We start from the raw sequence: 20,073 nt of genomic DNA, 5'->3' as shown, positions 1-20,073 counted from the left end.
TTCACCACTTCCGTAAGTCGATCCCAAGCTTGGTCCAGGATCTGACCGGCGGATGGCCGACAGCGTTGCGTAATGTGCGGACAGCTTCCTTTGGGTCTGTCACGATCGTAAGAAGCGGCCGATAGGTATTGGAGCGGGCGCTGAGATCGAGCATTGCCCGGGTCAGCATCGCGTTGGAAGAACCGCGGTGCCCCGTGATCGCCACCCGCTTGTGGCCGATAGTTGTTTGGCATTGCTCGGTAAGCGGCCAACCGACACGTCCGCCGGTATGTCGCGCGCGGACTTCGCTGAGATTGACCCCGGGCAGACGCGGGTCTCGACCCTCGGATGGGAGACCTCCGAAGAGATGCAGGATGCCACCGTCGCACAAGGCGTCGAGCCCGATTGTGAGGGCGGCCGCCGCATCCTGGCGCGAGGAACATAGGATCACAGTGTCGAATGCCCCGTACTCAATACCGGCCGTCTCTTTCGTCCCTATGACGACTACGCCCCGAACCGACGCGCAGACAGTTTTGAGCGCAATACGAAGGAGTTGTCCGATCGTACCTCGTCCAACCACCAATACATGGATCGGCTCCGAAACCCGCTTGAGAATGTCTCCGCAAGTTAGGACGGATGCGAGCGGCTCAGCGAGAACAGCGAGATCGGCAGCCAGTTCCGCGGGCGACGAAACGACCAAGGACCGCAACCGAGCAGGCACGAGGAAGCGCTGCTGCATCATCCCATCGAGAGTATGGCCGAGTTCAACGGTGCCCCACTCAGGTGTTGGATTCACTGCAATTGTCGCACCCAGCCAGCGCTGATCCGCTTTCGCGGCCACTTCCTCGACAACCGCTACGCCCTCATGCCCAAGGATCCGGGCTGGATCGTCGCGCATGCCGCGCAGAATCTGAAGGTCGGTCCCGCAGACGCCGGCAATGAGGGTCCGGCACACAAAATCGCCCGGCAGCGCCACGGGTGTCCGGACCTGCTCCAGTCTCGGGGCACCCATGCCCGGCGGCCGCACCAGAGCGAGGTGCGACTTCGATCCGGTCAAGCTGATCCGATCACCGGAAAACATGGATGCTTCGCCCCTCCTCCGCCATTTCGGCGAGATGGCCAGCACCGATAAGTCCAGAGATGTCCCCCGGCGCGACGACACGGAGCCGACGGGCGAAATAGGACGAATCGCATTCAGTGATCTGGAACATTCCGTGGTCGCGGAATTGCCGATCAAGGCTAGCCGAATAGGCCGGTTCGAGTGCATCCACGACACCCCCGGTGAGAACAATTGAATCGAGTAGCGGATCGTGCGTCAGGAGCGCCGAGAAAACAGTTGCCAGCGGTCGCGTGATCGTAGCGAGGACGTCTAAGGCGAGGACATCAGCGACCGCTATCCCGCGCGAGAACTCCGCGAGTATGGCATCATCGTCCTCGTCGCGTGCCGCGGCCATCGTCGAGGCTGCCAGCGCGTCCGGCGAGCGAGATGGCAACTCGCGCAGCAGTTTCAACACGCCGCGCCCGGACGAATAGGCGTTCAGATGGTCGGCTCCACCGCAATCGCAAGTAAATTTGAGGCGCGTGCCGCGGAAGAAAGCTTCTACTTTGATATGGCCAATTTCGCCCTGTATCCCGTGTACGGGATCGACCGGCACGCCGCCTCGCGCGAAATCGTAGAGCCTCGCCCCGATCCCGGTGCTCACCGTGACGAACAGGATACGCGAATGGCTCCCCCGATCGCAGGTCTGTATGTAGGATGCCAGTCCTGCGGTTACGTCATTCGCGATCGTCCAGCGGGTGTCCAGCCGACGGCGTGTCAACGCCGCCTGGAGTTCGAAGGGTCCTGATCTCGGACCCCAGAGTGGGCCAGATTGCAGCACACGACCGCTACGAGCATTCAAGGGCGCTCCAAGTGAGATGCCGGCATGATCTATCGCGGTTCCGCTCACCAGTTGCAGACGCTCAGTCTCGGCCACCAGGTAGTCGGCCAAAGCTTCCTGAAGTTCGACGGTGCTGTGGTGGGCTGTGTTAAGGTAGTTGATCGCAGGTCGTCGCGTCACTGGACCCAGCCTCCCACTGGTCCACAGCGCCGAACGAAAATGCGTGCCGCCGATATCAAAGACAGCAATGTCCTTATTGGTCATTGCTGGCCTCGCACGGTTGGCCGATTGCTGGCAGCATCGCGCCAGGTCCGGAAAATTCGTGCAGCTGCAGTCCGAACTTTGTCGGAAGGCGTGATTCGATCGGCTTCGAGCGCTGCGCCGATCGTGTACGGCGTTGGATCGGCGAGCGCTGCCAGGCACAATCGTTCGTGATGATCGAAAGCCGCGAGCCAGTCGCGGAATGGACCGTCCGCTGGTGCGGGATCAAGAATATCGATGCGATCACCGAGGACGCGGGCTCGCCGCTCGTGAACGAGAGCTCCTTCCACCGCGACGTTTATGGTGGCATCGTAGCCCTGCGCTCCGACGCGGGCGGCGACGAGCGGTACGACAGCTTGCGCATACCAAGGCATATCACGCTTTGCTATTTGCGCCGGGCACTGTGTAGGATCCGCGATAAGATCCCTGGCAATCGCATCTCGCAGAGATATCAGCGCGACCGCCCGACCCTTGTTGTGCGAAGACCCGCCGTCGAAAAGAGCGAAGTATTTCGTGGATATTGCGCCAAGGCGAAGAATATCGTCCCGGTACTTCTGCGTTGCGCTATCTGGGGCCAACCGAAGGACGCGCTGCAGGAGATCCTCCCCGTCACGGGTTCTGGCGATGGGGATAAAGCCTCTGTGATTGAGGCCCTCGTAACTCCAGTAAAGTTCGGTCGGATCGATGCGCAGCGCTCTCGCGAAAGCCTCGAGTGTGGCAAGGGGAAGCTCGCAGATGCCGGCCACGGCCAAGCCGTGCCGGAGCATCATGGCCGTCGTCAGGCTCAGCGGGTTGATCATGTTCACGACGAAGGCACCGGGACAGATTGCCTTCATGCGGATCGCGAGATCGTCTACTGGCTGTATTTGACGGAAGGCAGAGAGCAGGCCGCAGGGTCCCAACGTTTCGTCAGCGATGCATCCCAGCTCGCTTGCGAAGAGTTCGTCATCGGCCCTCGCCTCAAGCCCGCCGAAGCGCGTCTGGACAATCACGATCTCGGCATCGGCCAGGGCCGCATCGAGGTCTGTCGTGGACATGACCGATGTTCCGAATGCTCCCAGCCGGTGCCGGGCATAATGTGCAACCGCATGGAGGTTTTGCACATTGCGCCCTTGGAAGACTAACACCCACTCGCCCAGCCGGTGGCTTAACGCCTTGCTTCCCTCAATCGCATCGACGAGTGCCACCGTGAAGGGCGAACTCCCGCCAAGGACGCAGACCCGCGTCATCAGGACGTCCGGGACGAGCCGATGGTCGCGGTAACGTAGGCGATCTCCCCGTCGGGCATGCACCGCCGGATCGGCAGCGCCAGTAGTTCGCCGGCAAGCGCCTCAGCATGAACTGAAATTCGGTCCGGACGTGGCCTTGAAAGGAAAGGCCCTAGGCTCATTGCAGGCCAATCCTGGCCAGATTTCCCTCAACAGGAAGTTCCACCCCATATTGAGCCGAACCGCTATTAGAAATAGCTTCCTGCCAGCTCCGAGCGCGCAAATAGCTGAGAACCTCGGGTATCAATCCCGGCGGACACTGATCTTCCCGCTTGAGGAAGCGATAGCGGCCAAGATCGGTCGGCACCACCATATTAATATTGCCACCTCGATGCTTGGCGGCTGCCCGGAACGACCTCGAGACCAAGTCTTCGTTCAGATGCTCGTGCCAGATCGGCAAACCAACCGCCACCAGCAGATCCACTATGCGCAGGGCCGTTTCCTCCCTGAGCCAACCGAGGTGCCAACCGAGAACACTGGAAAAAGCGAGGTCGATCGCGACGGCAAAGCCGTGGTGGAGCTCATAGTGAGTCGAAGCTTCAAGCGGATGGGCGATCGTGTGACCCAGATCTACCGCCCTCTCGTAGGATGTAACCTCGAAGGGGTTCTTCGAAAGCTCTCCCAGCATGGCGGCGATGGCCCGCTGGATGGGCTCGTGAGCCAACGAGTCGCCGTTGCGGACCCAGGACTGCAGTCCACCGCCGCGGATCTCTTCGATCATCCGGAAGAGATCTGTGTCGGAGGTGCAGGCGACCTTGATCATCTCGGCCACCCCCTGCCTGACCGTATCGACGCCCAGGGTCTTGAGCAATGACGGGATCACCGCGACAGCTTCCGGTGGGTGGAAACAACCAAGGTAGTTCTTGCCTTCCCCGAAATTGACGCCACCCTTTAGTCCGATTCCGGCATCGACCTGCCCAATCAAGGTGGTGGGGATGCGAAGGTGAGACAAACTCCGGCGCAGCATCGAAGCCGCCAGCGTAACGATATCTGAGCAGACGCCACCCCCGATCGCCATCAAGGCACCCCGGCGATCGATCTCGGCGTCTGAGGCTGCGCGACAAACGGTCAACACAGATTTCATAGTCTTCGTCCGCTCGGTGCAGTTCAACACGAGCCAGGACGGCTTCAAACCAACGCTTGCAAAGGCTGCACGGATTTCGTTTCCATAGAGCCTCTCGACAGTAGGAGTGGTGACCGCCAGCACAGTCCGATTACGAGCATGGGCCTCGATCCACCCGCAGAAATCCGACGAGTGGAGACCGTCAAACAGAGTGACATTGAAGGTGTGGTCACTGGAAGACCGGAGGGAAAGCTGCTCTTGGGTGGGTATCCACATGATCGAGCCCGATGTTCGGGCAGAACAGCTCACCGGCATGCTTGAGAGCAACCCAGCAAAAGTCGTTCCGCATTCTCTACCGTATACTGTGTAAGAATTTATTAGGCTTCATCCGTTCGACCGATGCGGCAGGTCGTTGGGAAGTGAACTTACAACTAGCAAGCACAGCCGTGAGCCTGAGAGTCTGCGCTTTTTAAAGAAAGACTGACAAAACCTTTGTCGCATGTGATCACACATCGTCGCGGCAAGGACTGCTTTTCTCGTCACGCGGGCTGGCATTCTCCTGCTAACCCTTTCGCCTGGGTGATTTTTTTCGCGATACTGGGGAGTTCCACCTGGTTTCGCCAGAGGGCGTTTGGCGGCTCTATGAGAGGCTGTTGCGCGGCTAGGCGGGTCGAAGTGAGCGCTATCGACGTCTGTAAGAGTAGTACTCCTGCGGTCGATGGTAGCGGATGCTCAGGTAACCGATTGATTGATCAAGTGGTAGCGGGAGAGGACCTGAAATCCAACCTTCTCCAGGCGCCAACCTAGCGCCAGGAACGTTGATATCACAATGGGAGCTCCCGGCGATGTCACCGATTCCGTAGTTCGAACCGAGATAGAAATATCGCCGGGCCGGTGTCGTTCGCCGGCGTATAGGAATAGGTCGATCTCATCATGCAAGGCCTTGATTGTAGTCGGAGCAGGGCGCCGCGCTCCAGCGTGGTCAGCCAGTCGACTTCGATGGCCGCTCAGTGCTTGGATATGAACCGGTCTAACGCGGCTAAGCGGTACCACTATTGTGGACAGCGATCAGTTGAGGTCAACTCGCGCGACGGCGTAAGCGTCAAGCGAGACGACCCGGTCATCCAGCTGTCTCACCGAGCTTTCCATGAAATTCGAATCTCTTGCCGCCCGCTCGAACTGGTCGGCAGCGAGAAGAGCAATGCGGGCCTTGATCGGCGTTTCCGAAAGCTGGACGGATTGCGTTTTGGCAGTGAGGTTTGAGAGCCATAGCGTCGTGCGCCCGTCTTTTTCGGCCGCGATCGCCGCGATGCTGTCAATTCCGGAAGTTCCTACAGACAGCAGGGTGGCCCCGTTAAGCTTTGAGAGGCCTGCCATGACATGGAAAGCGGGATACACGATTCGGCCTTCCTGTTGGTCAAACCACGGCTGCACGAAATCGGTCTTCCTGTAGACGTATCCAAGTGGGCCGGTGAAGTCGCCGAATGCGACGGCCTCGATTCCCTCGAGCGCGCTGCCCGCGAAATAACCAACTGTCCAAGCCGCATTGAACAGGCCGCGCTGCCGAGGATCGATGCGGCTCAGACAGACGCGACCGTTCGCTTCATTCGGTGTAGTGGACTTTCCGTAGGGGTTCTCGCGGCAGCCGAGCTGACTGGGACCAATGCGCAGGGGCAAGCGGTCGCCCATGAAAGCACGGGTAGAGCGGATCAAATGGGGGATCGCCTGAAGGGTCTCCATCACGGAGACATCATCTGCTGCGTGCACGTTTGGACAGGTGGTGAAGGTTGCGTAATCGAGCACTCCGGTTGGCGGACGCTTACGATTTAGCTCGGTGAAGTATGCGGCCATGCCGCCGCCCAGCGGCACCCCCGGGAAAGCCCGGCGAGCTGCGGAGTAGTTTTGCTCGAAGGTGGGCATCGCCGGCCACGGTGCTCCCGGCTGCACCGACTTCATGTCCTGCGCCGAAAAGACGGAGATAGCTTCTAGATTGAGGCCGAGTCTTTGGACAGCATCCGCGAGCGGCGCCAATTCGCTGAAGGGGTCGAGCGTTCCCTTGGTGGTGATCTCCAGAACGACGCCAGCGCCAGTCAGCCGCGCCAGGGCCGCGTAGGTTCCAAGTTCATCTTGGCCGTGACCGAGCCGGAGATCGACCTGGCAGACCATCCACTGCGGAGCCAATCCTCGAATTACCTCGGCAACGTCGAGCGCGCGCTTCGCCTCGTCGGCAGCGACGCCGATGCCAATGCGGGGCACTCGGCCGATGGCTCCGCCGATCGTCAGGTTGATGAATGGATTGAGGGTTTCAGACGTCCCTGCAAGGGGCGTTCCCAACACTTCAAGTCGGATGGACTGCGTGAATTTCTGGCCTTTCGGTAATCCGTAGGGCCACGGCCGACGCAGTGGACGGACATAGGTTTTAAAGGAGGCGTCGGACCAATTGCGTTGATCCTCCATCTCAAAGGCATCACCTTCCAAGGTGCATGTGGCCCAGATTCCAGGCTCGATCTCGTGCGACAGCGCGCGGATGTCGGTGAACGGACATTTGGGATCGATGTGGTCCGGAAAGTGCGACAGTTCCTCGCGACCGTCCTCGTGCAGCACCTTTACCGGCTTGCCGGCCAAACCCTCGATCGGATGCAGCACGACGAAGCCGGTTCTGTTGGTCAACACATCAGTTTCGGGCTCTGCCTCCACCACAAACGACAGCGCACCGTCGCTCCCGCCTGCGATCCGCGCCTGGTAGACCAGCCGACCGCACGCACCGCCGCATGTTCCACGGTAGGCGACGCTGAACGCATCCGGCTTTTCATCGATCTGGAGGTCATCGAGTACGGGCGTCTCGGTTCCCCAGTTCTCGTCCCGTACGAGAAATGAGATCCCGCGCAGAACCTCGACCCCGCCGATACGCACATAGCGTATCGCCCCATTGTCAAACTCGACTGACAAGGGTCCCGCGCGCAGAGTCCGCAACTGCGGATCGACCTGTTCGGTACCACACAAGCGGATTGCTCGAGATGCTGTCGTGGTCAAATCGCTCTCTCGGTCTTGGCGTCGAAAATCGAGGCCCGGTTCATGTTGATGTCGATCGGCAGCCTCTCGCCGGGACGACTGACGTCGTGCGCCTGCAGTTCCGCCATCACCGGCGTGCCGGCCAGGCGGAAGGTCGCATAGCTGCGCGAGCCGGTCGGCTGCAGCAGGTCGATCGTTGCGTCGTAGCGAAACGTGCCCTGCGCAGGTGTCGCAGCATGCGCGCGTGTCAGATGTTCTGGCCGCAGTCCAAGCAGCACCGCCTGTCCGTCAATGGCGCCATTCAGGCTCCGGCCGGGGGCGACCGGAAGCAGCGCTTCGGAAAGCCGGATGGCGGCAGCGCTGCCGTCCAATGTCAGCGTGCCCGGCAGGAAGCTCATGCGCGGCGAACCGAGAAAGCCAGCGACGAAGGTCGAGGCGGGGCGCTCGAACAGCTCGAGCGGCGCGCCCTGCTGCTCAATAATCCCGTCGCGCATCAGCACGATGCGGTCGGCCAGAGTCATCGCTTCGATCTGGTCATGGGTGACGTAGATCATCGTTGTGCCAATGTCCTGGTGAAGGCGCTTGATCTCGCCGCGCATCTCGTCGCGAAGCTGCGCGTCGAGGTTGGACAGCGGCTCGTCGAACAGGAAAATGCGCGGGCTGCGGACGATGGCGCGGCCGATGGCGACGCGCTGGCGCTGGCCGCCGGACAATTGGCGCGGAAAGCGCCCGAGCAGCGGGGTGATGCCAAGCATGCGCGCCGCCTCGGCAACGCGCGCATCCACCTCTGGCTTCGGCATCTTGCGGGCCTTCAGGCCGAAGCCAATGTTTTTCGCCACGTTCATGTGCGGATAAAGCGCATAGTCTTGAAACACCATCGCCACGTCGCGGTCGCGCGGTCGGAAATCGTTGACCACTTCGCCGCCAATCTCGATCGTGCCTTCCGAACTCTCCTCCAGCCCTGCGATGGTCCTCAGTAATGTACTCTTGCCACAACCGGACGGGCCGACCAGCACGGTGAACTCGCCGTCGCGAATGTCGAGGTCTATGCCACGCACGGCATGGAAGGCGCCGTAGCGCTTGTGCAAGCCGGTTATCCTGACTTCGGCCATGCCGACCCTTTCTATCCGCGAACGGCGCCGAGCGTCAGCCCGCGCACGAGATGTCGTTGAGCAAGTACTCCCAGCGCGATCGACGGCACGAGGGAGACGATGGCCAGGGCTGCCGCCTCGCCATATTGCGCGCCCTGGAAACCAATGAAGGCGCGAAACACCGTTGGCAGGGTGAAAGCAGTGCGGCTGGTCAGAATCAGCGCGAAGAAGAACTCCGTCCAGCAGGCGATGAAGGCGAAGACCGCCGCCGCGACGATGCCTGGCGCGGCGAGCGGCACGGCGACGCGCCAGAACGCCTCCCAGCGCGTGCAGCCGTCGACAAGGGCCGCCTCCTCCATCGATTTCGGCATGCCGCGGAAATAAGCGAACATCATCCATACCGACACCGGCAGCGTGAACACCGTATAGGCGATGATCAGCCCGATATGCGTGTCGTAGAGGCCCACGCCGCGGTAGATCAGGAACACCGGCAGCACGATGCCGATGGGCGGCAGGAAGCGCTGCGACAGCACCCAGAACGACAGATGCTGGCCGCCGGTGTTGTAGCGCGCCAGGCTGTAGGCCATCAGCGTGCCGAACAGGGCCGAGAGCACCGTTGCCGACAGCGAGATGATCAGGCTGTTGATCAGCCCGTCGAGGCCGCGATATGCGAACAGCGCAGCTTCATAGTGGACAAGGGTGGGTGCGGTTGGGAACCAGACGGGCGGCACGGTGAGATAGTCGTCGCTCGGCTTGATCGAGGTGTTGAACATCCAGTAGAGCGGCCACAACACGAAGACCAGGAAGAAGCCGAGCAATAGGATGCGGCCGACCGGTATCGAGCGGCGTTTCGGGCGACGGACAGGCGCGACGGCCGCCATCAGACCGGCTCCGTCTTCAAAAGCCGTCGCACCAGCAGCATCACCACGAGCGCGGTGAAGATCAGGAACAACCAGCTTCCGGCGGTCGCCTGCGACAGATGGAACTGGGTGAAGCCGACTGTGTAGAGATAGTAGGAGGCGGTGTAGGTCCGCGTGCCTGGCCCGCCGCCGGTCATGATGAAAATAGTATCGAACATGCGGATTGCATCGAGCAGCCGAAAGGTCAGCGCCAGCAGCATCATTGGCGCAAGATGCGGCAGGGTTATCGCCCAGAACGCTTGCCAGGCATTGACCCCGTCGAGTTCCGCCGCCTCATAAAGATTCGGGGGAATGGCGGTAAGCCCGGCGAGCAGGATGACGAACATGAACGGTGTCCACTGCCAAACATCGGCGATAATCAGCGAAACATAGAGCCATGGCGATTCGGTCATCCAGCCGATCGTCACCTCCTGCCCCAGAAGTTGCGTCAAAATGTAGTTGGTCGGCCCGAAAGGCCGCTGCAGCAGCAGCGTCCAGGCCTGGCCGACGATAACCGGGCTGATGAACAGCGGCACGATCAGGATCGACATGATCACGCCGCGGCCCGGAAAGCTGCGAACCATGGTCAGCGCCACCATAAGGCCGAGAACGAATTCGATAGCGACGCTAATCCCCGACAGCCACGCTGTCAGCAAGAGCGACCAGCGCGCGACGGGATCGAACACGACGCGCTCGAAATTCTTCAATCCGACAAAGGCGTGGCCCGGCACCTGGAAATCATAGTTGATGAAAGACACGACCAGCGAGAACAGCAGCGGATAGACCGAGAGCGCCAGGATCAGCAGTACTGCTGGCGCCACCAGCAGCCATTTGAAGTGGCGGTCCGCCCATTGTGCGAAGCCCGACAGTCGTGGCGGCGCGCCAGCGGCCTTCAAGCGACTGATGGTTGCGGTATGCTGCATCGATTACATCCCAAAACCTGCCTGGCGGTTACGACGAGGTGTTGCGGACCAAGCGCCCGCAACACCGATTTTGGTTAAGAATAGCCGGCGTCCCTGATGCAGGCCGAACTCAGAGGGTGACCGCCATGCCGAGCTTCTCCACCGTGCTGTCGGCAGTAGCGCCCGGCAGTTTCAGGAACTCGGTGTAGAATGCCTTCTGCGAATCCACGCCGAGCCGGTCGGTCGTCTCATTCCACTCGGCCGCCGCTGTTTCTAGCGACGCCTTCGGATCCGCACCGGCCCACACAGCTGTGCACATGCGGTCGAGGCTGAGGAAATAGTCCTGCGCGCCGGGCATGATCGGGTCGAGGAGGCCGACATTGGCCGAGTTGTTAAGATTGCTCAGATACTCCTTGGCGCTCGGGAACAGCGCGCCGTAAAGCTCGGATTTGAAGTGGGAGATGCGGTAGGGGTCGCGCAGGGCGTAGGGCAGCATGCAGCGCGCAAGCGAGACGGGCGGCGAGCAGGCCCATTGCATGAACAGGTAGGCCGCTTCCGGGTTCGCCGAATCGGCCGATAGCGCCTTGTTGTAGCCGGTCGCATGTTCAGGATTGCCGGGCACGACCGCGTAGCCGACCTTGCCGGCGATCTGTGATTGCGGGATGAAGTTGATTGCGGTGGCCGACTGGGAATAGTTCGCAGCCATGCGGCCAGATGGCGGCCAGGAGTAGATCATCGCTACCTTGCCGGTCAGGAACGCCGCCCACAGCGAGACGGCGTCGAGTTCATTGTTGCCGGGGATCGACGCCGCATTGGCTGCAATCATGTTCTGCAGCGTCTTCACGCCTGCATCCGAAACCAAGCCGGCTTTCATGTCGTCGCCGAACAGTTTTCCACCGTTAGCGCGGTACTGCTGCAGAAAGTCGAACTGGTTGCCGGGACTGCCCGCTTTGCGGAAATGGCCTGCGCCATAAACGTTCGGCGCCATCTGGTCGGTGATGAACTGGGCGATCTGGGCATATTCCTCCCAGGTCTTCGGCGGCGCCAACTTGGCGTTGAACTTGGCCTGGTAGGCCTCCACCATCTTCGGATCCTCGAAGATGTCCTTGCGGTAGTAGAGAGCGAACATGTCGCCGTCGTCGAAGAAGCCCCAAATCTTGCCTTTGTAGGTCGGCAGCGCCTTGTAGAGCGGATGATAGTCCTCGAGGTCGGCCGGGTTCATGTATTTGGTGATGTAATCGTCGAGGGGTGCGATGACGCCGCCATCGGCTAGCGACGGCGTCCAGGCTGGCGAGATGTCGAGGACGTCATAAGCGCCTGAGCCGGCAATGTGCTCCGCAACGGCCTTGGAGTACTGGTCCGGGTTCGACAGTTCGACCACGTTCGACTTCATGCCCGTAAGCTGCTCCCACATCGGTCCACTGAAATTGCGGGGGTCGAGAGCCTGCAGGCCTGCCTCGTAGGTCATGTTCAGCGTGACGCCCGAATGCGCCTTGGCGGCCTCGACGGCGCGGAAGGCAGAACCATCCGCCGGGCCTTCCATCGACGCCTTCATCGCCGCCGCCTGCGCTTGGCCGAGCGGTGAAGCGGCGTCTGCCAGTTCGAGCTTCTGCTGCGCTAGCGCCCAATCCGTCATCGTGGCGAGGATCGGTCCGGACGCCGCCAGCATGCCGGTCATCTGGCCGAAGCGGGTTATGAAAGATCGGCGGGTAGTTTCGCCGCGCATAAAGGCGTCGACCTCTGCTTCGAGGCCTGCCTGAAAGTCACGTTTTTCATGATCGTTCATAGTGCTTGGTCCTCCCAATTTTCGTTTGCCTTCACTCGTCCGCGGGCGCGGCGGTCGAGCATTCCTCCCGTGAAGCCGTCGCGAAGGCGCGGCGGCGCGCCGTATTTTCGTACTCCTACGTCCCGAAGCGGGCGGCGAAACCGGCCAGCCGATTTTTCCATGCCTTGCTTGAAAGCACCTCGCGATTGACCACGCCGCGCGGCTCGCGGCCGTGCTGCACTTCGATCACCGCCTTGACGTCCGCAGCACCGTTGCCGGCAAAACACTGGTCGGTCCAACAGAGCGCATGCGGCGTCAGGATAACGTTGTCGAGCTTGAGGATAGGGTCGTCGGCGTCCGGCGGCTCCTGCTCCAGCACGTCGAGCCCACCGCCGGCGATGCGGCGTTCCAGCAGCACTTTCGTCAACGCCTTCTGGTCGACGATCGGACCGCGCGCGGTGTTGATCAGGTAAGCCGTCGGCTTCATCAGGGCGAGCCGCTCGGCATTGACGATGTGGTGGGTCTGAGGCGTTAGCGGACAGCTCACCGACAGCACATCGGCGCGGCGGAACAGATCTTCCAGCCCGACCAGTTCGATGCCTAGTTCGGCAGCGACCTTGCTGTCGGGGAATGGGTCATGGGCGATGAATTTCATGTCGAAGGGCTTGGCCAATCGAAAGACCTCGGCGCCGATGTTGCCGATGCCGAGCGATCCCAACGTACGCCCGACGAGACCAACGCCCATATGTTCCGAACGCTGATTGAACCCGGCAAGCCCCTTGCGGGTCAGCGCGTCTTTCGTGAGCAGTTTGCCGGTCAGTGCCAACATGAAGGTAATGACGGATACCGCGACCGGCCGCCGCACTCCATCGGGCGTGATGACCAGGGCGATGCCGGCGGCGGTGCAGGCCTCGACGTCGACGGTATCGTAGCCGACACCGAAACGGGCAACGACGGCCGGGCGGCCGCTCTTCGGGACACTGGTCGCATCGAATCGATGGGTGAGCAGGATCAGTGCATCGAAGTCCTCAAGCTGTTCGGCGCGCAACGGATTGTTCGATTCCAGGAACGCCATCTCGACGCCGGGCGCATTGCGCAGCGGCTCCAGGTCGAAGTCGGGAAAGGTCGGCGAGCCGTCCGGCTTCCGGAAATCACCGGAGAGCGCCACCCTGAATGTTGCGTTGGCCATCGTCTCCTCCGCCTCACTCGCACCCGGCCCGAATCTTTGAGACCGCGTCGGCCATCGCATCGTGCAGGACCCAGACGTCGCCCGAATAGCAGATGAAATCGAAGCCTTGCGCGTAAAAATCGTGACCCTGCTGGACACTGGGTACCAGGCGTCCAAGCGATTTATTGTGCTTCTTGGCGGCGGCAACGATCTTGTCCATCGCCGCGGTGAAGGTGGGATGGGCGAAGTCGCCGGGAACGCCGAGTGAGACCGACAGATCGAAATGTCCGACCCACAGGCAATCGACCCCGTCCAGTCCCGCGATGCCGTCGATGTTCTTGACGCCGTCGGCCGTCTCGATCAGGCAGATGAACACCGTGCGCTGGTTGGCCGCTTCGAATTTTTCCTTAACCGAGCCTGGGCGGTAGCGGTCATGCGCGATCTGCAGCGCCACGCCGCGAGCGCCAGCGGGGTGGTACTTCATCGAATTGATGATGTGCTGCGCCTGTTCGACCGTACTCACCATCGGCGCGATCAGGCCTTCAGCGCCCATGTCCATGGCGCGGGCGAGGAAATGGTAGTCCTGCGACGGCACGCGTACCATAACCGGCAGATCGGCCGCCTCGAAATAGCGGATCGCGCTCTTCACCGTTTCCAAGCTGAAGCCCGAATGCTCCATATCAAAGAAGACGAAGTCGCAGCCGGCTGACTTCAGAATGTGCCCGATTCCCGGCGTCGCGAACTCGGCGACCAACGTGCCGAGCTTGACCCGCCGGTGCGCGGCCAACGCCTTGAGGCCTACCTCTGACATGCACTTCCTCCCCTTCGCCCAGAGGGCGCAATCCGACTATGCTTTCTTCAAGTCGTAGCCTCGAGAACGAGGTCGCAGATCGTCACCAACTTGGTGTCGATGAGCGGCGCGCTATGCGTGTTGAATTCATCGAAATGAGCCGTCCGGCAGTGTTCGTCGAAGGCGGCCTCGCTATCGTAAATCTCGTAGAGCACGACCCGGTCCGGTTCGCCGCGCGCCTCCGTCACGTCAAAGCGGCGGCAGCCGACCTCATTGCGCACCGACGCGGTCGCATTGGCGTCGACGAGCTTTCGGAAGCTGTCTCGGGCGCCCGGCTTGAGGCGGAAATCGACCCAGACAACGTAGCCGGTCCTCACTTGGGCCTCGCGATTTCCAGATAGCGCTTAGACACATATTCCAGATGCCTGCGCATCGCCGCTTCGGACCGGTCCGGATCGCGCGCGGCGATCGCCTCGAATATTTCGCGATGGGCCTCGTAGGCTTTGCGGTCTTCACCTTGGGCCAAAGTCGTCCGCCGCTGTTCGAGCAGCCATTCGGCCAACGCAGCATGGATAGCCGTGAAGATTCGATTGCGGGTGATCACCGCCAGCACGTAATGGAAGTCCACGTCCGTGCGTTCGAAGCGCGTTAGATCGCCGATCGATTGCCGATTCAACTCGAGCGCCTTCCTGAGGCTTTCAATGTCCTCTAGCGTGGCATTTACAGCGGCGTTGCGGGCAAGCCCGACCTCGAAAAATAAACGCGCATTCTGAAAGTCGTGAACCCCGCCCGGGGCCGAAATCATGTGCCGCGCCGGCCCTGAGAGGGCGTCGATTACGAATTGGGGCGTGGGGCGGGTGACCCGGGCACGCTCGCCGGATCTCACCTCGACAAGGCCCATCTTGCTCAGATGCAGTAGCGCCTCTCGAATCGAAGGACGACCAACGCCGAACTGCCGCATGAGTTCCCGTTCGGACGGGAGCCGGTCGGCTTCGGCCACTTCTCCCTTGCGGATCATCCGCTCGAGGTGTTCTGCGACCTCATCCGAAAGCTTCCGCTGTTTGATCTGAACACCAATCACTTGGCATACCTTTTATACCAGTTGAGCACGCTATTGCCGTCCTGCCCTTATGTCAAACTCAACAACTCGCATCTCAAGGCTCCCCTTCATCGGCGGCCCTGTCGCCGAGAGCAAATCCTCGTCCGCTGCTCGGGAGGGACACCATGAGGGAACGCGACCGCCTCTCCGATCGTTGCCTGCTTTTGATCGAGCCGCCACGATGCCATCCACCTCGATACGCAAAACGGAATACGATCCGGTGCGAAAAGTCCTTTCGGTGTGGTTCGTCGCCAGCGGCAAACGGTATGAGTTTGAGGACGTGCCGCCGGAGACCTTCGCCGAGTTCCGAGCCGCCTTCGCCAAGGGCCGCTTCTTCAACGACCACATCCGCAATCACTTCCGCTACCGTCTGGTTGGACCCGCGGTCGACTGAGCAGCATCAGCGGACGATCTCTCTTTTGGCAGGGATGCGGCTCTTTCGTCGCGGCCCTCCGGCCGGCGCTTTGCGAGGGCAAGGTCGGACATCGGAACGAAAGACGGATTCGCGAATTCTATTGCCAGATAATCGGAATCGTCGCCTATGAGGCTCGCGACCCTTCACCTTGAAACTGCGAAATACGGCGACGTATATCGCGCCGCAAGGCTCGCTCGGCTGAGGCAACAAATGATCCGGCATATCAAGCGCACTGACACCTCGGCTCAAAAAGTCGAGCAAGCGCTGGCTAGTTTGGCCGAAGCAAACGCACCCATGGACCGGCTCGCGCGGCATCAGTAGGGCCGCGCTCATGTGCGCTCACGCCCGACGAACCTGCGGCTACTGAGTAGGGGTTGCTACGCTCTTCTAGCTAGCGCTCGATACGGCTAAATAGGGTTGGCTCGGGGCTTTTTTTAGTCACGCGCTGGGGAACAAGCGCCAGATAGCGACGGCACAAGGAGCTTCACCTATGGCTGACGAACAGAATAGAGCGCCGAACAGCCCTGAAATCGTCGTTCGACGCTTGGTCAAAGAAACCGGCATTACCGAAGAGCAGGCCCGATAGCTTATCTTCTTCCTCGGACTCCATTGGGCGTCGCTGGTCCGGGAAGCAAAGGCCCTAGCTGTCAAGCGGTAGGCGGCTTTTTTCGGATATAAATCGGCGCCGGGTGAAGGCGTCTCGCCGCCGTGCCGAAAAGGTGCGGCGGGCTTTTTGTTGTCCGAGATGTCCTGAATTGTATTAGTTCCGCAGAACCTTTTAGCCGGAGGGGTGGTATGCCGATTGATCGAAAAGCTAAAGAATTTGGCGTCTTCAGTGCTTCCGAAGTAGCTTTGCTGGGCCGTGTGTTCGACCGGCTCAAGATTGAGAGCGAATCCGAACATCTACGTGAGGCTCTCGCGTCCCGGATCCTTGCAAATTATACGGCTGGTATCACTGACGAGGACGAGCTCGTCTCAGCGTCAAAACTGCCGTTGGGTCGATAGATGCAACGCAAATAGGTCCTGCTTTCACCGCCTTTTTTCAACCTTCGCTGGAACATAGGTTTAAGCCGGAAGTTCGGGACGTGCAGCATGGTCTTGGTTCCCTCCCAAGATTGCTGCCGATCGGGCGTTGCTCCGATCAGCCCGCGTCCTCCTGAGGCGCGGGCTTCTTCGTTCAGGTAACCGAAACGATCAAGGCTCTTCGGACGTCCAGCCCCTGGGACCGAGCAACGCGGCCTCGGCCGGCGAATTCAAAGCACCACTGCCCGATGGACGTTCATGCAACCACCGCCATGTCTTCGCGTTTAGCCACTTCAATTCTGGAGACAACAAAGATGCCGGCGTTTATACCGATTACTATCTACCTGAATCACAGATCGATGCTGGTTGCGTCGATACCTGATGCTGAGACGGCCCTTCAGCAACCATGGCCATTCATGGACAAGCCGTCCCGACTTGAGGCAATCCGAATGGTTGAGGAATGCTTGGCCGGACATTGCAGTCACCAGGCTGCGTTCGCTGCATTCGAGGAGGCCGCATCTGAACAGGGCCTTCTCAAGGAAAAGCCTCCAAGCGTAGGTCTGAGGAAATTCGACGGGGTCGCCGAAGATCTGCTGTGAGGTGATGCCGCCCTCGAGAGGCGAGCAACGAGTGGCCGGCAGTCGCGGTTCCGGGCTGCACCCATCCTGATGTTTCTCGGGTCCGGCCTCGGGCTCACGATGGTGTCTCCATGGTCCAACGAAAGCGCCAGCGTCACCACCTTCGCTGTGTCCACTGCAATCTGGCTGGTCATCGTGCAATGGTTGTGGCAGCCGACACAGCTAGAAAAGCCGGCGCCGCCTTCGCGCTGGTTGGCGCGCTTTCTCTCATCAACGGTGCGTTCATCGCCAGCGCAGCGGCAGCGTTAGGCGGCAAGCAGCGCGACGACGAAGAAGTCGCGCTCTATCTCACAGCCAGTTCGAAGCTGAAGACGTCTACACCCGGCCGACCGAGAGGATCGGCCGGAGTCCATCTCCCGCCGCGCTCTCTTGTTTTTGTGCAATGCAGCAACGATATTGCTGCATGTGCAAAGATTGCCGTCCATTCCGGGCGTCAGAACAGGGACGGCCACATTGCGAAAAATCTCCGATACCATCGCACGCCTCGCCGCGCTGCAGGCGCGACATACCGCACATCCCGCCGACCTCGGTGCGTCAGACCATCTCCGGACGCTGGCCGACTTCGGTACCAATCCCGGCGGGTTGGGAGCGAAGTTCTACATTCCTAATGACCTATCCAAGGGCGCCGCAGTCGTCGTCGTGCTGCATGGCTGCACACAGAACGCGGCCGGCTATAACCATCATTCCGGCTGGTCCCAACTCGCGGACGAGGCCGGCTTCGCGCTCCTCTTTCCCGAACAGCAACGCGGCAACAATCCGAACCTCTGTTTCAACTGGTTCCAGCCTGGCGACACCAAGCGTGGTTCGGGGGAGGCGCTTTCGATACGCCAGATGATCGAGACGATGGTCGTCACCCACGGTCTCGACCGAAGGCGAATCTTCATCACCGGCCTCTCGGCCGGAGGCGCAATGGCGGCGGCCATGCTGGCGACCTATCCGGACGTGTTTGCCGGCGGTGCGTTAATTGCCGGTCTGCCCTACGGCAGCGCAACGACAATCCCGGAGGCCTTCGATCGCATGCGAGGCCACGGCGGTCCTTCGGAACAGGATCTGCAACGGGCCCTCCGCGGCGCATTGGATCATCAGGGACCGTGGCCGAGGATTTCGATTTGGCACGGTGCCGCTGACCACACGGTTTCGCCTTCCAACGCAGAAGCGATCGCAGGCCAGTGGCGGGGAGTCCACCGGCTTGAGAAAGAGCCGACGCATCGCGAAGTTGCCGGATCGCACGCAAAGCAGGTCTGGCGTAACGGCGCGGGAGAGGCCTTGATCGAAATCAACATGATCGCCGGGATGGGCCATGGCACGCCGCTCGGCAACGGCCTCGGCGTTCCGGGACCTTATATGCTTGATGTCGGCATCGCCTCCACACGCGAGATCGCGCAGTTTTGGGGGATCGCGGCAACCGAGGATAGCGCCTCCCGGAAATCGAGGCCGCAAGTGCCCGCCAGCCAACCGGCGCCAAGTATACAAAATGCGAAGACGAAGCCCCCGCAGCCGACTGCCATCCATCAATCGGGCCAGCCCAGCGTGAAGAAGATCATTGAGGATGCCCTGCGGGCGGCGGGCCTGATGCGCTAGGCGGACGGCGCAAATCGCTCGCCCCTGTCTACGCCGGCCCGCGAAGGTCAAGCGGCTCCGACCAGGCAAGGGAAACGCGTCGTTCTTTGGAATCGGTGACCGCTTTTCAGCGAGCAGTCGCCATGCACCTCGTCCAGATCCTGCTTCCCCGCGCGGACAACACCGGTCGCCCATTTGGCCGGGAAGATTTCGACCGTGTGAAGGAAGACCTGGCCAGCCGTTTCGAAGGCGTCATTTCTGCAGGCGCCTGCGGAAGGTCAGTGGCAGGATGGCGAGCAGTCCAGCAAAGATGATATCGTCATCTTCGAAGTAATGGTGGATGATATCGACCTGCCGGACTGGCGCAAACGGCGCGCCGAGCTAGAACGGCGGTTCCGGCAGGACACGGTGATCACCCGCTACATGCCAATGCCGCTCGTATAGCGGCGGTTATCGTGTATCCATCAACGTCAATCCGCAAGACCGAGTACGATCCGGAGACAAGGGTTCTCTCGGTGTGGTTCGTCGCGAGCGGCAGGCGTTATGACTACGAGGCTGTGCCGCCGGAGACCTATGCGGCGTTCCGAAATTGCCTTCGTAAAGGGCCGGTTCTTCAGGACCACTTTCGCGACCATTTCCGGCACAGCCTGATTGCCGAAGCATCGATCGTTGCCTGCACGCGGAGACTCATGCACCGGTTTCGGAGTTTGACGCGCCGGCTGGCTTTGATTCCGGGGAGCCCTTGTGGCGTAGGAAAATCGACAGCAGGACCAGGACGGCCGTCGACATGAATTCCGACTGCCAGTTCTGAAAGGACTCGAACCATAGCTGGGCGTCGAGAAGATAGTCTCCCAGGGATTGAACCTCGCCGCCGTGCCGAAGCGCCTCCTCGTTCGCGGCCGCCAGGCTCGCCCACCAATGCAAGGCAAATGAGATGATGAACAGCAGGGCCAGCGCCAAGCCCAGCGAGTATGAATAGAGCCACGACAGGATCGGGTTGCGCCTGCGGGTGGCGGTCGGAAGTTCGTCCTCGGGCCGGTTGGGATCATCGGGATCACGAGACTCGGCGGAACCGCGCTGGAACAGCATTGCTGTCAGCATGACATAGGCCGACATCTGCAGGAATTCGCTTTCCCAGTTTTCGAAGAGCGCCGAGAGGAAGTCGCCGCTTTTCAAATAAGCCAACAGTCCGATCGCTGCCGAGCCATGCTCACGAAGTCCTTCATTGTAGGCAGAATGCCCCGACCAGATCATGCCGAG

19 protein-coding genes are annotated in these 20,073 nt (G+C 60.9%); 4 read left to right on the top strand and 15 right to left on the bottom strand.

Going from position 1 to position 20,073, the window contains the following annotated elements:
• Position 1 precedes the first annotated feature (1 nt).
• From NKH36_RS29035 to nanR, 13 genes are all read right to left on the bottom strand, one after another.
• Entirely contained in the window at positions 2-1,060 is a 1,059-nt protein-coding gene (locus tag NKH36_RS29035; RefSeq protein ID WP_352965472.1) for an alcohol dehydrogenase catalytic domain-containing protein, read from the bottom strand.
• Entirely contained in the window at positions 1,047-2,123 is a 1,077-nt protein-coding gene (locus NKH36_RS29030; RefSeq protein ID WP_352965469.1) for an ROK family protein, read from the bottom strand. The genes NKH36_RS29035 and NKH36_RS29030 overlap by 14 nt, the downstream gene beginning before the upstream one ends.
• A complete protein-coding gene (locus NKH36_RS29025) occupies positions 2,120-3,349 on the bottom strand; it encodes a family 4 glycosyl hydrolase (protein WP_352965466.1) in 1,230 nt (409 codons plus the stop codon). The genes NKH36_RS29030 and NKH36_RS29025 overlap by 4 nt, the downstream gene beginning before the upstream one ends.
• 157 nt (positions 3,350-3,506) lie before the next feature.
• Positions 3,507-4,727: a sedoheptulose 7-phosphate cyclase gene (locus NKH36_RS29020; protein WP_352965463.1), complete on the bottom strand. Its 1,221-nt coding sequence runs from the start codon at positions 4,725-4,727 to the stop codon at positions 3,507-3,509.
• 792 nt (positions 4,728-5,519) lie between these two features.
• A complete protein-coding gene (locus NKH36_RS29015) occupies positions 5,520-7,484 on the bottom strand; it encodes a D-apionate lactonase family protein (protein WP_352965461.1) in 1,965 nt (654 codons plus the stop codon).
• On the bottom strand, positions 7,481-8,575 hold the full coding sequence (locus tag NKH36_RS29010) for an ABC transporter ATP-binding protein (RefSeq protein ID WP_352965459.1): 1,095 nt from the start codon (positions 8,573-8,575) through the stop codon (positions 7,481-7,483). The genes NKH36_RS29015 and NKH36_RS29010 overlap by 4 nt, the downstream gene beginning before the upstream one ends.
• An 11-nt stretch (positions 8,576-8,586) precedes the next feature.
• Complete coding sequence (locus NKH36_RS29005; RefSeq protein ID WP_128246859.1) at positions 8,587-9,435, bottom strand: carbohydrate ABC transporter permease; 849 nt, start codon at positions 9,433-9,435, stop codon at positions 8,587-8,589.
• Positions 9,435-10,376 (bottom strand): carbohydrate ABC transporter permease, encoded by a 942-nt coding sequence (locus NKH36_RS29000; protein WP_352965456.1) that lies wholly within the window; start codon positions 10,374-10,376, stop codon positions 9,435-9,437. Before NKH36_RS29000 ends, NKH36_RS29005 begins: the two co-directional genes overlap by 1 nt.
• Before the next feature lie 109 nt (positions 10,377-10,485).
• The gene (locus NKH36_RS28995) at positions 10,486-12,141 is read right to left on the bottom strand and encodes an extracellular solute-binding protein (protein WP_352965454.1); all 1,656 of its coding nucleotides are present in this window, start codon (positions 12,139-12,141) and stop codon (positions 10,486-10,488) included.
• Between the two features lie 115 nt (positions 12,142-12,256).
• Positions 12,257-13,309: an NAD(P)-dependent oxidoreductase gene (locus NKH36_RS28990; RefSeq protein ID WP_352965452.1), complete on the bottom strand. Its 1,053-nt coding sequence runs from the start codon at positions 13,307-13,309 to the stop codon at positions 12,257-12,259.
• Between the two features lie 13 nt (positions 13,310-13,322).
• The gene (locus NKH36_RS28985; protein ID WP_352965450.1) at positions 13,323-14,099 is read right to left on the bottom strand and encodes an HpcH/HpaI aldolase family protein; all 777 of its coding nucleotides are present in this window, start codon (positions 14,097-14,099) and stop codon (positions 13,323-13,325) included.
• A 47-nt stretch (positions 14,100-14,146) separates the two neighbouring features.
• Positions 14,147-14,455, bottom strand: coding sequence for a putative quinol monooxygenase (locus tag NKH36_RS28980; protein ID WP_352965447.1), 309 nt, complete (start codon positions 14,453-14,455; stop codon positions 14,147-14,149).
• On the bottom strand, positions 14,452-15,159 hold the full coding sequence (gene nanR / locus NKH36_RS28975; RefSeq protein WP_352965445.1) for a transcriptional regulator NanR: 708 nt from the start codon (positions 15,157-15,159) through the stop codon (positions 14,452-14,454). Before nanR ends, NKH36_RS28980 begins: the two co-directional genes overlap by 4 nt.
• Before the next feature lie 199 nt (positions 15,160-15,358).
• Here nanR and NKH36_RS28970 point away from each other — a divergent pair, with 199 nt between their 5' ends.
• The gene (locus NKH36_RS28970) at positions 15,359-15,571 is read left to right on the top strand and encodes a KTSC domain-containing protein (protein ID WP_352964281.1); all 213 of its coding nucleotides are present in this window, start codon (positions 15,359-15,361) and stop codon (positions 15,569-15,571) included.
• 459 nt (positions 15,572-16,030) lie between these two features.
• On the opposite strand, the gene NKH36_RS28965 is transcribed toward NKH36_RS28970, so the two are convergent.
• Complete coding sequence (locus NKH36_RS28965) at positions 16,031-16,495, bottom strand: hypothetical protein (RefSeq protein WP_352965442.1); 465 nt, start codon at positions 16,493-16,495, stop codon at positions 16,031-16,033.
• A 368-nt stretch (positions 16,496-16,863) separates the two neighbouring features.
• Here NKH36_RS28965 and NKH36_RS28960 point away from each other — a divergent pair, with 368 nt between their 5' ends.
• The 3 genes from NKH36_RS28960 to NKH36_RS28950 all read left to right on the top strand — a co-directional run bounded on the left by NKH36_RS28960 (position 16,864) and on the right by NKH36_RS28950 (position 19,604).
• Complete coding sequence (locus NKH36_RS28960; protein ID WP_352965441.1) at positions 16,864-17,214, top strand: DUF982 domain-containing protein; 351 nt, start codon at positions 16,864-16,866, stop codon at positions 17,212-17,214.
• A gap of 492 nt (positions 17,215-17,706) precedes the next feature.
• Positions 17,707-18,834: an extracellular catalytic domain type 1 short-chain-length polyhydroxyalkanoate depolymerase gene (locus NKH36_RS28955; RefSeq protein ID WP_352965440.1), complete on the top strand. Its 1,128-nt coding sequence runs from the start codon at positions 17,707-17,709 to the stop codon at positions 18,832-18,834.
• A gap of 434 nt (positions 18,835-19,268) precedes the next feature.
• Positions 19,269-19,604, top strand: a complete 336-nt coding sequence (locus NKH36_RS28950; RefSeq protein ID WP_352965438.1) for a KTSC domain-containing protein — start codon at positions 19,269-19,271, stop codon at positions 19,602-19,604.
• Here the strand turns inward: NKH36_RS28950 and NKH36_RS28945 are convergent.
• Positions 19,501-20,073: DUF6766 family protein (locus tag NKH36_RS28945; RefSeq protein ID WP_352965436.1), on the bottom strand; the 573-nt coding region annotated here is incomplete at its 5' end. The genes NKH36_RS28950 and NKH36_RS28945 overlap by 104 nt on opposite strands.

Source organism: Mesorhizobium sp. M1312, assembly GCF_040318115.1.
GTDB lineage: Bacteria > Pseudomonadota > Alphaproteobacteria > Rhizobiales > Rhizobiaceae > Mesorhizobium.
The sequence above is the reverse complement of the archived record's forward strand: the minus strand, read 5'-3'. Positions and strand labels throughout refer to the sequence as shown.

Excerpts from the sequence above, each read along its gene's own strand:
- NKH36_RS29025 (WP_352965466.1), bottom strand. The coding sequence starts at position 3,349 with ATGACGCGGGTCTGCGTCCTTGGCGGGAGTTCGCCCTTCACGGTGGCA.
- NKH36_RS28965 (WP_352965442.1), bottom strand. The coding sequence starts at position 16,495 with ATGTTCGGATTCGCTCTCAATCTTGAGCCGGTCGAACACACGGCCCAG.
- NKH36_RS29010 (WP_352965459.1), bottom strand. The coding sequence starts at position 8,575 with ATGGCCGAAGTCAGGATAACCGGCTTGCACAAGCGCTACGGCGCCTTC.
- NKH36_RS28990 (WP_352965452.1), bottom strand. The coding sequence starts at position 13,309 with ATGGCCAACGCAACATTCAGGGTGGCGCTCTCCGGTGATTTCCGGAAG.
- NKH36_RS28985 (WP_352965450.1), bottom strand. The coding sequence starts at position 14,099 with ATGTCAGAGGTAGGCCTCAAGGCGTTGGCCGCGCACCGGCGGGTCAAG.
- NKH36_RS29020 (WP_352965463.1), bottom strand. The coding sequence starts at position 4,727 with ATGTGGATACCCACCCAAGAGCAGCTTTCCCTCCGGTCTTCCAGTGAC.
- NKH36_RS29000 (WP_352965456.1), bottom strand. The coding sequence starts at position 10,376 with ATGCAGCATACCGCAACCATCAGTCGCTTGAAGGCCGCTGGCGCGCCG.
- NKH36_RS28995 (WP_352965454.1), bottom strand. The coding sequence starts at position 12,141 with ATGAACGATCATGAAAAACGTGACTTTCAGGCAGGCCTCGAAGCAGAG.
- NKH36_RS29035 (WP_352965472.1), bottom strand. The coding sequence starts at position 1,060 with ATGTTTTCCGGTGATCGGATCAGCTTGACCGGATCGAAGTCGCACCTC.
- NKH36_RS29005 (WP_128246859.1), bottom strand. The coding sequence starts at position 9,435 with ATGGCGGCCGTCGCGCCTGTCCGTCGCCCGAAACGCCGCTCGATACCG.
- NKH36_RS28970 (WP_352964281.1), top strand. The coding sequence starts at position 15,359 with ATGCCATCCACCTCGATACGCAAAACGGAATACGATCCGGTGCGAAAA.
- NKH36_RS29030 (WP_352965469.1), bottom strand. The coding sequence starts at position 2,123 with ATGACCAATAAGGACATTGCTGTCTTTGATATCGGCGGCACGCATTTT.
- NKH36_RS28960 (WP_352965441.1), top strand. The coding sequence starts at position 16,864 with ATGGACGTTCATGCAACCACCGCCATGTCTTCGCGTTTAGCCACTTCA.